The organism is Pseudorhodoplanes sp. (assembly GCF_059499825.1).
In genome coordinates this window covers 607,215-620,193 of the sequence record NZ_JCABZI010000001.1, presented here as the reverse complement: position 1 = coordinate 620,193, position 12,979 = coordinate 607,215, and the positions used below count along the sequence as shown (strand labels likewise).

General features: G+C 64.5%; 10 protein-coding genes. 8 read left to right on the top strand and 2 right to left on the bottom strand.

The features are described from left to right. Positions 1 to 183 precede the first annotated feature (183 nt). The 4 genes from AC5I5I_RS02975 (at position 184) to AC5I5I_RS02960 (ending at position 4,786) form a co-directional block, all read left to right on the top strand. Positions 184 to 753 carry a MarR family winged helix-turn-helix transcriptional regulator gene (locus tag AC5I5I_RS02975; RefSeq protein WP_495969682.1) on the top strand — a complete coding sequence of 190 codons (570 nt, stop codon included), beginning with the start codon at positions 184 to 186 and terminating at the stop codon, positions 751 to 753. A 13-nt stretch (positions 754 to 766) separates the two neighbouring features. Further along, entirely contained in the window at positions 767 to 1,822 is a 1,056-nt protein-coding gene (gntH, locus tag AC5I5I_RS02970) for a guanitoxin biosynthesis MBL fold metallo-hydrolase GntH (protein ID WP_495969680.1), read from the top strand. Between the two features lie 94 nt (positions 1,823 to 1,916). Beyond that, positions 1,917 to 2,891, top strand: a complete 975-nt coding sequence (locus AC5I5I_RS02965; protein ID WP_495969678.1) for a Bug family tripartite tricarboxylate transporter substrate binding protein — start codon at positions 1,917 to 1,919, stop codon at positions 2,889 to 2,891. Positions 2,892 to 3,082: 191 nt separating this feature from the next. Continuing rightward, complete coding sequence (locus AC5I5I_RS02960) at positions 3,083 to 4,786, top strand: IlvD/Edd family dehydratase (RefSeq protein WP_495969676.1); 1,704 nt, start codon at positions 3,083 to 3,085, stop codon at positions 4,784 to 4,786. Between the two features lie 3 nt (positions 4,787 to 4,789). On the opposite strand, the gene AC5I5I_RS02955 is transcribed toward AC5I5I_RS02960, so the two are convergent. Together AC5I5I_RS02955 and AC5I5I_RS02950 are read right to left on the bottom strand one after the other, a co-directional pair. Beyond that, positions 4,790 to 6,007 carry a patatin-like phospholipase family protein gene (locus tag AC5I5I_RS02955; protein WP_495969674.1) on the bottom strand — a complete coding sequence of 406 codons (1,218 nt, stop codon included), beginning with the start codon at positions 6,005 to 6,007 and terminating at the stop codon, positions 4,790 to 4,792. 153 nt (positions 6,008 to 6,160) lie between these two features. Next, on the bottom strand, positions 6,161 to 6,940 hold the full coding sequence (locus AC5I5I_RS02950; RefSeq protein WP_495969845.1) for a tryptophan 2,3-dioxygenase: 780 nt from the start codon (positions 6,938 to 6,940) through the stop codon (positions 6,161 to 6,163). Between the two features lie 158 nt (positions 6,941 to 7,098). Here AC5I5I_RS02950 and AC5I5I_RS02945 point away from each other — a divergent pair, with 158 nt between their 5' ends. The 4 genes from AC5I5I_RS02945 (at position 7,099) to AC5I5I_RS02930 (ending at position 12,972) form a co-directional block, all read left to right on the top strand. Next, complete coding sequence (locus AC5I5I_RS02945; RefSeq protein WP_495969672.1) at positions 7,099 to 8,271, top strand: aminotransferase class V-fold PLP-dependent enzyme; 1,173 nt, start codon at positions 7,099 to 7,101, stop codon at positions 8,269 to 8,271. Between the two features lie 71 nt (positions 8,272 to 8,342). Further along, on the top strand, positions 8,343 to 9,278 hold the full coding sequence (gene kce, locus AC5I5I_RS02940) for a 3,5-dioxohexanoate:acetyl-CoA acetone transferase (protein WP_495969670.1): 936 nt from the start codon (positions 8,343 to 8,345) through the stop codon (positions 9,276 to 9,278). A gap of 104 nt (positions 9,279 to 9,382) precedes the next feature. Continuing rightward, positions 9,383 to 11,128 carry a YbaL family putative K(+) efflux transporter gene (gene ybaL / locus AC5I5I_RS02935; protein WP_495969668.1) on the top strand — a complete coding sequence of 582 codons (1,746 nt, stop codon included), beginning with the start codon at positions 9,383 to 9,385 and terminating at the stop codon, positions 11,126 to 11,128. A 77-nt stretch (positions 11,129 to 11,205) separates the two neighbouring features. After that, positions 11,206 to 12,972, top strand: a complete 1,767-nt coding sequence (locus AC5I5I_RS02930; protein WP_495969666.1) for a potassium/proton antiporter — start codon at positions 11,206 to 11,208, stop codon at positions 12,970 to 12,972. Positions 12,973 to 12,979: the final 7 nt, after the last annotated feature.

Sequence of the window (12,979 nt, the reverse complement as noted above, 5' to 3'; positions counted from 1 at the left end):
TGGATTGAGAAGAATCAACTCTTCCGCGTCCTGTCAGGTCGCCGGCGCCCAGCCGACGGCCTGCGCTGGACGCCGCCGGGCTGTGATCTCCCCGGTGATCTCCGCTCCGGCCATGTGTGCTGTCGGCCTGATGGCGAAATAGCGGCCATTGTCTGCCAGATATAATACAAGTATTATATCTGCATGGCCAAGAAACCAGCCACTCCCGCCAAGTCCGCGCCATCGGCTGACGTGCCGGCGCGCCGCCGCGCCACAGCGGCCTCGCTCGCCGGTGCAAGGCGCGCGGTCGAAAAGCCTTACCGCATCACCGATTATCCGATGCATTACTTCGCCGCCATCCAGCGGCAGAACCAGCTCAACCTGGCGCGCGCCTTGCGCGGCGTGGGCATCTCGGTGCCGATGTGGCGGGCGATGGCGGCGCTCCGGCAGAAGGATGGCCAGACCATCGGCGAACTGGCTCAACTCACCGTGCTCGACCGCTCGAGCCTCGGGCGTCTGCTCGACGACATGGCGCGCGATCGGCTGGTCGAACGCGAGCCGTTGCCGGACGATCGCCGCGCCCTGGTCGTGAGCCTTTCGGACAAAGGACGGCGCACCTTCGAGGTCGCGCGGGCGGTGGCCCGGCGGCACTATCGCGAGGCGTTCAAGGGCGTCAACAAAGGTGAATTCGAGATGCTGATGCGCGTGCTTCGCCAGATCAAGGCCAACACGCGCAGGATGGCGGATATTGCCGATCTCGACGACATGTCATGACAACAGGTGCGGAATGAGTGCGAAGCGCGACTATTATTTTCCCAACACCGAGGAGCTCGCAGCGGACGAGATGCGCATAACGGCGCTCGGCACCGGGCGCCCGTTCGTGCGGCGTGCGCAGGCCAATACCTCGTTTCTGATCGAGCTCGGCAACGGCGACAAATTCATCTGGGATTTCGGCTCGGGTTCGCAGACCAATTTCACGGCGCTCGAAATTCCGCACCAGGACGTCACCGCCTATTTCGCCACCCACCTGCATGCCGACCATGTCGGCGACTTCGCGCAGGTCTGGATCGGAAGCTGGGCGGGCGGGCGGTCAAAGCCGCTGGTGATGTATGGTCCGTCGGGCCCCGAGCCGAAATACGGCATGAAGCATTTCGTCGAGAAGCAGATCGAGTCCTTTGCATGGGACACCGATACCCGGCACGGACTGCTTCCGGATGCCGGCGCCGAGGTCGAGGTGCATGAATTCGACTTCACCAAAACCGGCGTGATCTATGACAAGAACGGCGTCGTCATCAAAAGCTTCCCGGCGATCCATATCTACGACGGGCCGGTGAGCCTGCGGCTGGAATGGAACGGGCTGTGTTTCGTCTTTTCCGGCGACACCACGCCCAGCCAGTTCTTCGTCGATAACGCGCAGGGCGCCGACCTTCTGGTGCATGAAGCCTTCAATACCGTGTCGCAGCTCATGCAGCGCTCGGGCTATGACGAGCGCATGGCGAAGGGCATCGGCACCATCGCGCACACCGCGCCATCGGAGGTTGGGCATGTGTTTGCGAAGACCAACCCGCGGCACGCCGTGATCTATCATTTTTTCAACGACTTCGACACCGCGGCCGAGATGGAGCGTGACGTGCGTCAGGCCTGGAAGGGCCCACTGACGCTGGCGCAGGATCTGATGGTCTTCAACGTCACGAAGGACGACATTCTCGTTCGCATGGCGGTGACGCCGGATCACGTCTGGCCGAACAAGAAGGAGCATCAGGCCTTCCTGTCCGGCTCGCGCAAACAGCGGCTGCAGATGTCGCGCTGGCTCGCCGACAAGCAATTGTTTCCGAAATTCTGATCTCGCGATATTCGAACCTGCCGGTCACAAGAAAAGTCAGGGAATAGCCCCGCTGGAGCAGCACCGAGCCAACTGACACGATGGGAGAGGGGTTATGCGTTGCACGAATTTTCTTCGTCTTGCCGCCGCCGGAATGATGCTCTCGCTGTCCGCGCTTTCAGGTCATGCGCAGGACTTTCCGGATAAGCCGATCCGCGTCGTGCTGACCTATACCGCGGGCGGCGTCTCCGATGGTATCATGCGTCTGCTGGCGCCGAAAATGGAGGAGGTGCTCGGCCAGAAGCTGATCATCGAAGCGAAGCCGGGCGCGGCCGGCAATATCGGCACCATCGAGGTCGCGAAGTCCGCGCCCGATGGCTACACCCTGGTGGTGACGGCGACCAACAATTTCGTCATCAACCAGTTCACGATGGCGATGCCGATCGATCCGCTCGCCGCGCTCGCGCCGGTGGCGAAACTGGCCGACGTGCCGCTGGTTCTGTTCTCCAACCCGACGGTTCCGGCGAAGGACTTCGCCGCGTTCATGGACTACGTGAAGGCCAATCCGGGCAAGGTCAATTTCGGTTCGCCGGCGCCCGGCACCGTCAATCACCTGCTGCTCGAGCGCGTCAAGCTCGCCCGCAATCTCGATATGCAGCACATCCCCTATCGCGGTTCGCCGCAGGGCGTTCTGGCGCTGCTGCAGAACGACATCCAGCTCTTCACGGTTGGGCTGGCCGCGGGTCTCGGCCATCTCAAGGATGGCAAGTTTACCGCGCTTGCGGTGGCGACGGCGGAGCGGCTGCCGGAACTGCCGGACACGCCGACGCTGATCGAAAGCGGTCTGCCCGGCTTCACCGGCGCAAACTGGTGGGGCATGGCGGCGCCTGCGGGCACGCCCGAGCCGGTGATCAGGAAGCTGCGCGAGGCGGTGCAGGCGGCGTTGAAGGAACCGAACGTGATTGCCCGCTACAAGGCGATCGGCCTTGGCGTTCCGCAGGAGAGCCCGGAGCAATGGGCCGCCGGCCTCAAGGCGGAAGCCGACCTCTGGTCCGAGATTGTGAAAAAAGCCGGCGTGACGCTGCAATAGCTGCGTGGCAAGAGCATTGCGCCGCTGCGGCTTCCTGCCTACACCACCAACGAACCTTTCGCCGTCACCCTGAGGCGCTTGCGCAAAGCGCAAGCCTCGAAGGGCGACGGCTAAAAAGCGGTGGCCGTTCATCCTTCGAGGCTCGCCTTCGGGCTCGCACCTCAGGATGACGGAGCGAACGGAGTGGTGGCGTGACCAGCGGAATGCGCAAGGGCCTGACCAGCTACGGCGACAAGGATTTCTCGCTGTTCCTGCGCAAGGCCTTCATCAAGGGCATGGGCTATTCGGACGACGCGCTGGATCGCCCCATCGTCGGCATCACCAACACCTATTCCGATTTCAATCCGTGCCATGGCAACGTGCCGCAACTGATCGAGGCGGTGAAGCGCGGCGTGATGCTGGCCGGCGCGATGCCGATGGTGTTCCCGACCATCTCGATCCACGAAAGCTTCGCCTATCCGACCTCGATGTTCCTGCGCAACCTGATGGCGATGGACACCGAGGAGATGATGCGCGCGCTGCCGGTGGATTCGGTGGTGCTGATTGGCGGCTGCGACAAGACCACGCCGGCGCAGGTGATGGCGGCTGTGAGCGCCGACCGTCCGACCATCGTGTTGCCGGTCGGGCCGATGCTGGTCGGTCATTTCAAGGGCGAGGTGCTCGGCGCCTGCACGGACTGCCGCAGGCTGTGGGGCGAATTTCGCGGCGGCCGCATCTCGGGCGAGGACATCGAAGTGGCGAACGAACGGCTGGTGCCTTCGGTCGGCACCTGCGGGGTGATGGGCACCGCGTCCACCATCGCCTGCATGATGGAAGCCATGGGCATGGCGCTGCCGGGTGCGGCGACCGTTCCGGCGCCGCATGCCGATCGTGTTCGCGTCGCGGAAGCGACGGGCAAGCAGGCTGCTTCCCTTGCCAAGAGTGGCGGGCCGAAGCCGTCGGACATCATTACCAAGGACGCGCTGCATAACGCGATCGTCATGCTGCAGGCGATCGGCGGCTCGACCAACGGCGTGGTGCATCTCTCCGCCATCGCGGGCCGAACCGACACGCCGCTGTCGCTTGAGGAATATGACGAGATCGGCAAGCGGACGCCGGTGCTGGTCGACCTGAAGCCGTCCGGCGATCACTACATGGAGCATTTCCATTATGCCGGCGGCGTGCCGCGGCTGATGCAGGAATTGAAGGACGTGCTGAAGCTCGACGCGAAGCACGTCATGGGCGGCACGCTCGGCGACGCCATCAAGACCTTCGAGGACGTGCCCGGCCAGACCGTGATCCGTCCGCGCAGCGCGCCGCTGAAGAAGGAAGGCGGCATGGCGATCCTGCGCGGAAACCTGTGTCCGCGCGGCGCCGTGATCAAGCAGGCGGCGGCGTCACCGAAACTGATGCAGCATGAAGGCCGCGCCGTGGTGTTCGAATCGGTCGAGGACATGACCAACCGGATCGACGATCCTTCGCTCGATATCGGCGCCGACGACGTGATCGTGATGCGCAATGCCGGCCCGATCGGCGCGCCCGGCATGCCCGAAGCGGGCTATATCCCGATTCCGAAGCGGTTGGCGCAGCAGGGCGTGAAGGACATGGTGCGCATATCCGATGCGCGCATGAGCGGTACGGCGTTCGGCACCATCGTGCTGCATGTCTCGCCGGAATCCGCCGTTGGCGGGCCGTTGGCGCTGGTTCGGACTGGCGACCGGATCAAGCTCGATGTCGCGAACCGCAGCCTCGATTTGCTGGTGAGCGATGCCGAACTGGAAGAGCGCCGCAAATCATGGATTGCGCCGCCGGTGCCCGACGATGCGCAGCGCGGTTACGCGAAACTCTATCGCGAGCATGTGCAGCAGGCGGACGAGGGCTGCGACTTCGATTTCCTGGCGGCGGTTAGGAAGTAGACGCTACTGCGTCACCGCGCGCTGGCTGACCCGCGGCGCGCGTATCGGCGGCGGCGCGTCCGAGCCCGGACCACGCCGCCAGGCAGCGCCAGTGCGGCCCTGTTCGACACCGAATTCGAACAGGCCCTTCATATAGGCGGTGTCGAAGCCGGCCGATGCCTGCGACGGGAAACTGTCGTCGATCGCTGCCAGCGTTAGCGTCCAGTTGCGGCGGCGGATGAATTCATAGGATGCGAGCAGCGTGTTGCGTGTATTCGCGCGCACGGATGTCTCGAAGGCGCGCACGGCAATCCGCACCGTGTTGGCCGGCACCACATCGAAATACGGGCCGAGCTTGCTGTTCAGGATGACATAGATGCGCGGGCGCACCCCGCTTGGCGCAATCGGCTTGTTCGACAGCAGCATCGCTTCCGGGATCACCAGCACGTTGGAGATGATGCCGCCGTCGACATGCATCTCGGCGAAGCGCTTGCCCTGCGCTTCCACATCGATCAGCACCGGCGAGAAAATGCCGGGAATGCTGGCGGAGGCCTCGATCACCTGGCGGAACAGCTCAGGCGCGCGCGGATCGACACTTGAAGCGATGGCGCCCATGTCCCAGATCGCGGTGCGCTGCGCGTCGAGTTGGGTGCTGACGATGAACAGCCGCCGCCCGGCGCGGTATTCCCGCGCTACTGCTTCGATGACATCTGGCGTCACGTGTTTGGCGATCAGCTGCCGCAGCGGCGCGGCTTCGAACAGGCTGGTGCCGAACAGCCCGCGTACACCCTGGAATTTGAGGAAGCCCTCGAACGCGCCGCTGGAGAACACGTCGGCCAGAACGGAATCGTATTGCGGTCCGAGGAAGGCGAATGGCGCAATCAGCGCGCCGGCACTCGCGCCGGTGACGATGGTGAATCGTGGCCGGTCGCCGCGCTGGGTCCAGCCGTTCAGCAAGCCCGCGCCGAACGCGCCGTCTGCGCCGCCGCCGGACAAGGCGAGAATCGCCGGGTTATCGCCCGGGCGTATGTTGGTGATCGGGTTGCGCCGCGCGAGCGCAGGATCGTCCGCCCAAACCCGCGCGTCGGGGATGCCGGGGATGATCGCCAGTTCCTGTTCCTGCTGGGTATAGGGGATGCGCTCGACGCTGGCGCAGGCGGTCAGCAGAACCGCAGCCAACGCAACCGTGGCCGCACGCCGCCAGCCGGCGCAGCCAAACACCCGTCCCATCCACGCACGCATAACGAACTCAAACCCCCACCGGGTCCCCTGATCATATGACCAACGATGGATTTGCGGCAGCTTAAAGGGTTCCGGTCATCATTTGTTATCGTAAACGAACCGTGACCGACGCTAACGGCCGCTTGCGCCGACCTCACTGGCGGGGCGATTGGACTAGAGCTCGGTGCGCACCGCCCATAATTCAGGGAAAAACGAGTGATCCAGCGCTGACTTCAGGAATCCGACGCCGCTCGAGCCCCCGGTGCCACGCTTGTAGCCGATGATGCGCTCGACGGTCTTCATGTGGCGGAAACGCCACTGCTGGAACCAATCTTCCAGATCGACCAGCTCCTCGGCCAGTTCGTACAGGTCGAAATACTTCTTGGACTCGCGATACACCTTCAGCCAGGCGTCGCGCACGGCGTCGTTTGGCACATGCCGGACCGAGAAATCGCGCTTCACGATCTCGTCGGGGATCGCAAAACCGCGACGGTAAAGCAGCATCAGCGCGGCGTCGTACAGGCTCGGTGCATCGAGCGCCGCCTTCAGCCGGTCGTAATTGGCGCTGTCGTGCCGGTGCGGCAGCAGCATCTTCGGGTCCTTCGCACCGAGGCGAAATTCGACCGCGCGGTACTGGAAGGACTGGAAGCCGGACGATTGACCGAGATCGCCGCGGAATTCCAGATAGTCCGATGGCGTCATGGTCGACAGCACGTTCCAGGCGCTGATCATTTGCTCGAGAATGCGGGTCATCCGCGCCATCGACTTGAACGACGGCGGCAGCTGGTCGCGCAGGATGAAATCGACCGCGGCATCGAGTTCGTGGCCCATCAGGTTGAGCCACAATTCCTGCACGTGGTGGATGGTGATGAAAAGGTGCTCGTCATGCTTGCCGGACAGGGGCTTCTTGGCGGCCAGCAGGGTGCCGAGTTGGAGATAATCGCCATAGGTCATGCGGCCGGCGAGGTCGACATGGATGTCGTCGCCGATGCGGCTTGCGGGCGGTGACTCGTTGGTTGCCACTTTTCTTGTCCGATCCTGATTTGCTGGCGCTACTCTAGTGCGCCATGCCGGTGTGGCAATGATCCCAAAGACCCAATATGCATGCAGGCATGCAAGCCCCGCTCGACCTGACCGCCGACTTCTCCCGCTTCCGCAACGCCGATCCCGACCGGCTGCACTTCGCCGCGCATAGCCATGCCTATTGGCCGGATGTGACGCGCGAGGCGCAGATTCAACTCTGGGACGATGCCGCCCGTCTGGTCGACGAAAAATGGACCCGCGTGCTGGGCGAAGTCTGGCCCGCGGTGACCGGCGGGATCGCGCGGCATTTGAACCTGCCGGATCCGGCGACGCTGGTCTCCGCGGTCAACACCCATGAATTCGTCAACCGGCTGATCTCGGCGCTGCCGCTTGGCCGCACGCCCGTCATCGTCACCACCGACGGCGAGTTTCACTCCTTCAGGCGGCAGACCGAACGGCTCGCCGAGGATGGCCTGATCCGCCTGGTCGCGGTGCCGACCGAGCCGTTCGCCACCTTGCCGGCGCGCATCGTCGAGGCGGTGAGCGCGCATGCGCCGGACATGGTGTTCGTCAGCCAGGTGTACTTCAATTCCGGCTACGCGCTGCCCGATCTCGATGCGCTGGTCGATGCTGTCGCCGCACCGGACCGGCTGACGGTGATCGACGGCTATCACGCCTTTCTGGCGCTGCCGGTCGATCTCTCGCATGTCGCGGACCGCGCCTTCTATCTCGCCGGCGGCTACAAATATGCGATGGCGGGCGAGGGCGCCTGCTTCATGCATTGTCCGCCCGGCTTTGGCGAGAGGCCGCGCAACACCGGCTGGTATGCGAGCTTCGCCTCGTTGTCGGGTCCGCAGGATCGCGTGCGCTACGCGACCGACGGCCAGCGCTTCATGGGCGCGACCTTCGATCCGAGCGGGCTCTATCGCATGCGTGCCGCGCTGGACTGGATGGCCTCGCGCGGTCTCGACGCGGCAAGGATCCATGCGCATGTGATGGCGCTGCAGGACATCTTCCTCGCCGGTATTTCGGAAAGCCCGATCGGCCTGTTCGATCCCGCGCGTCTTGTGGTGCCGGCGCGGGAAATGTCGCGCGGCAATTTCCTCACCTTCGATCATCCCGAAGCATCGGAATGGCAGGCGCGGCTGAAGGCGCGCAATATTGTGGTCGATGTGCGCGACACGCGGCTGCGTGTCGGCTTCGGTCTGTACCACAATGCGGACGATGTGAAGCGGCTGCTGGAGCGTCTGCGCACGCTTTGACGCTTGACGAATGGGGCGCGCGATGCGCTCAATCCGCCGCTTCTGAAACGACAAAATCCGGGGTTGGAAATATGGCGAAGGGCCGCAAAGTCATCATCACCTGTGCCGTCACCGGCTCGATTCATACGCCGTCGATGTCGCCGCATCTGCCGGTCACCGCGCAGCAGATTGCCGATGCCGCGATCGGCGCGGCGGAGGCGGGCGCAGCGATCGTGCATCTGCATGCGCGCAATCCGCAGGACGGCCGCCCCGACCAGACGCCGGAGGCTTTCGCGCCGTTCCTGCAGGTGATCAAGCAGCGCTCCAATGTGGTAGTGAACATCACCACCGGCGGCGCGCCGACCATGGCGATCGAGGAGCGCGTACGTCCGGCTGCGACCTTCAAGCCGGAAGTCGCCTCGCTCAATATGGGCACGATGAATTTCGGGCTCTACCCGATGATCCCGCGCTACAAGGGCCAGTTCAAGCACGACTGGGAGGAGCCGTATCTCGAGGGGTCGCGCAAGGGCATGTTCAAGAACACCTTCGCCGATATCGAATATATCCTCACCACCTGCGCCGAGAACGGCACCCGCTTCGAGGTCGAATGCTATGACATCGGCCATCTTTATACGCTGAAGCATTTCCTCGATCGCGGCGTGATCAAGGCGCCGGTCTTCGTGCAATCGGTGTTCGGCATTCTCGGCGGCATCGGCGCGCACCCGGAAGACATCATGCAGATGAAGCGCACCGCCGACCGCCTGCTCGGCGACAATTACCACTGGTCGGTGCTGGGCGCCGGTGCGAACCAGATGCGGGTCGCGGCGATCGCCGCAGCGATGGGCGGCAACGTGCGCGTCGGGCTGGAGGACTCGCTGTGGGTCGGGCCGGGCAAGCTCGCCGAGAGCAATGCCGCGCAGGTCACGCAGGTGCGCAAGATTCTCGAAGGCCTCGGGCTCGAAATCGCATCGCCCGACGATGCCCGCGAAATCCTCGCGCTCAAGGGCGGCGACAAGGTCGGGTTCTGACCTTACGTCCCTCCTCGCTGCCCGATGGGAAATCCGCGCGGCCATCGCCGCGCGGATCGTCGCGGTGTCTCGCCATCGGCGCATTGTGCCTTTAAGAAAGGCAAATGCATCACGATACGCCGCTCATCTCCACGCTCGTCATCGGTCTTGTCGTTGCCTTCATCCTCGGGGCTTTGGCGCAACGCATCAGGATATCGCCGCTGGTCGGCTATCTCCTTGCAGGCATTCTGATCGGGCCGTTCACGCCTGGGTATGTGGCGGACCAGAAGATCGCCGATCAGCTCGCCGAAATCGGCGTCATCCTGCTGATGTTCGGTGTCGGCCTGCATTTCTCGCTCGACGATCTGCTCAAGGTGAAGGCGATCGCGATTCCGGGCGCGATCGTGCAAATCGCGGTCGCGACCGGGCTCGGCATGGGGCTCGCCTATCTGATGGGCTGGCCGGTCGCGGCCGGGCTGGTCTTCGGTCTCGCCCTGTCGGTCGCGTCCACCGTCGTGCTGTTGCGTGCTCTGCAGGAGCGCCGGCTGGTCGAAACCGAGCGCGGACGTATCGCGGTCGGCTGGCTGATCGTCGAGGACATCGCCATGGTGCTGGCGCTGGTGCTGTTGCCGGTGCTGGCGGACACGCTGAAAAGCGGCGGGCAGGACCTGACCTGGGACCAGTTGCTGTGGCCGCTCGCGCTCACGCTCGCCAAGGTGACGGCCTTCGTCGTGATCATGCTGATCGTCGGCCGCCGGGTGATTCCCTGGATCATGCACTGGGTCGCCCATACCGGTTCGCGTGAATTGTTCCGGCTGGCGGTGCTGGCGATCGCGCTCGGGGTGGCCTTCGGCGCCGCCGTGCTGTTCGACGTCTCGTTCGCCCTGGGCGCGTTCTTCGCCGGTATGATCCTGGCCGAATCCGAATTGTCGCAGCGCGCCGCGCAGGAGACGCTGCCGCTGCGCGACGCCTTCGCGGTGCTGTTCTTCGTGTCGGTCGGCATGCTGGTCGATCCGATGATCGTAGTGCGCGAGCCGTTGCCGGTGCTGGCGACGCTGTTGATCATCGTGCTCGGCAAGTCGATCGCGGCTTATCTGATCGTGCGGCTGTTCCGCTATCCGCCCTCCACGGCGGTGACGATTTCGGCCAGCCTCGCGCAGATCGGCGAATTCTCCTTCATCCTCGCGGGTCTCGGCGTGACCCTGGCGCTGTTGCCGCCGGATGCGCGGGACCTGATCCTCGCCGGGGCGATCCTGTCGATCCTGCTCAATCCGCTCTTCTTCGCCATGCTCGACCGCTATCTCGCGAAGAAGAAGCCGCGGATGAAGGAGGAGGAAGAGACCCGCAGGCGCGCCACGCGCGAGCCGATCCCGCAGACCCGGCTGACCGACCACGTGGTGCTGCTTGGCTATGGCCGCGTCGGACGGTTTGTCGCACCGCGCGTGATCGAGGCGGGACTGCCGCTGCTGGTCATCGATACCGATGCCGAAGCGCTCAAGCGCCTGAGCGGCACGCGGGTCGAGACGCTCCGCGGCAATGTCGTGAACAAGGAGGTGCTTGCCGCGGCCAATCTCGCGAATGCACGCTGCCTTCTGGTCGCGGTTCCGGATGCCTTTGAGGGCGGGTTTGCAGCGGAACTCGGCCGCAAGGCCAATCCGGCGTTGCCAATCATCGCGCGCTCGCATTCCGAGGACGAGACCGCGCATCTGAAGAAGCATGGTGCGACTGATGTCATCATGGGCGAGCACGAGATCGCCAACGCCATGATCGCAGCCATTCCGCAGGACACTGAGGCGAGCGCACGATCGCAGACGCCGGGAGCCGATGGGCCGGTGACGGACAGCGTCGAACGGAACGATCAGCCGGCCTGATCGGCCGCGCTGATCGCGCACATTTTTATTGCACCGCAGCGTCCAGCCGTTACCAAGGGTGCGGAGAAACATCACGGATGGCGGCGCTCGAATCGATCAATATCGTCATTCTGCTCGGAGCGGTGCTGGTTCTGACCGGCATCCTGTCGAGCCTGGTGGCGCTGCGGTTCGGTGCCCCGTTGCTGTTGATCTTTTTGGCCGTCGGCGTGCTCGCCGGCGAGTCCGGCCCGGGCGGCATCAGCTTCAACAACGTCGCCATGACCTACACCGTCGGATCGGTGGCGCTGGCGCTGATTCTGTTCGACGGCGGCCTGCGCACGCGCTTTGCGACATTCCGCTCTGTGCTGGCGCCGGCCGGCACCCTCGCGACCCTGGGCGTGTTGCTGACCGCCGCCGTCACCGCTCCGGTGGCGCATTATCTCCTGGATCTCGGATGGACCGAGTCGCTCCTTGTCGGCGCCGTCGTCGCCTCCACCGACGCCGCGGCGGTGTTCTTCCTGATGCATTCGCGCGGCTTGCGCCTGCGGCCGCGTGTCGGCGCCACCATCGAGGTGGAATCGGGGACCAACGACCCGTTCGCGATTTTCCTCGCCATTGTCCTGGTCGAGATCATTCTGCACGGCGCACAGGCCCCTGCCGATCTTGCGTTGATGTTGGTGAAACAGGGCGTGATCGGCCTGATCATGGGCATTGCCGGCGGCTACGCCATCACCGCGGTGCTGAACCGCCTGACGCTGCCGCAGGGTCTGCACGCGCCGTTCGTCGCGACCGGTGCCGTTGTGACCTTCGGTGTCGCCGCGGTGGTCGATGGATCGGGCTTTCTTGCGGTCTATCTCGCCGGACTGATGGTCGGCAATCGAGTCAAGCGCGCCCATTCCACGATCGTCGCATTTCTCGATGCCGCCACCTGGCTCGGCCAGATCGTGATGTTCGTGCTGCTCGGTCTGCTGGCCTGGCCAGCCTCGCTGCCAGACCGGTTATTGCCGGCGCTTGCCATCGCAGCGACCCTGATCCTGGTGGCGCGTCCGATTGCGGTGTTCCTGTGTCTGACGCCGTTCCGTTTCAGCTTTCGCGAAATGACGTTCATCTCCTGGGTCGGCCTGCGCGGTGCGGTCGGCATCTTTCTGGCCTCGATTCCGCTCCTCGTCGGCTTGCCGAACAGCCAGCTCTACTTCGACATCGGCTTCGTCGTGGTGGTTGTGTCGCTCCTGGTTCAGGGCTGGAGCGTGCCCTACGTCGCGCGCAAGATGCGGATCGCCAAACGTAGGCTCGATACCTTCCAGCCGCGCATCGAACTGGATCTGCCGGGTCAGCGCGCGCAGGAGCTGGTCGGCTATCGGGTGACGTCCGGAAGCCCGTATCTGCGCGGTGGCATTCTGCCGTCCTGGGCGAAGCTCGCGCTGGTCATCCGTGACGAGAAGGTTCTGACGCCGGAGGAATCGCGCGGCCTGCACGAGGGCGACCACGTCTTTCTGCTCGCCCCGCAGGAGAAGGCAACCTCGCTCGACCGCTTCTTCGCCAATCTGCCGCCGCCATCCTCACCGGATCCGGAATTGCTCGGCGATTTCTTCATCGGCGGCGATACCACGCTCGGCTCGCTGGTGGAGATCTACGGGATCGCGGCTGAGCCGTCGCAGCAGGCGATGACTGTGGCGGAGCTGTTCAAGAAGCGGCTCGGCCGTGCGCCGCATGCCGGCGAGACCATGCGGCTCGGCGACGTGGCGCTGGTGGTGCACCGGGTAAAGGACGATCACGCGCTGACCATCGGCCTGCAACTGGCCGACGAGGAGCCGAAGCCCTGGTACGAGCGCGCCTGGAAGCGGGTGCTTCGTCTGGCGGGCTGACGCGCGA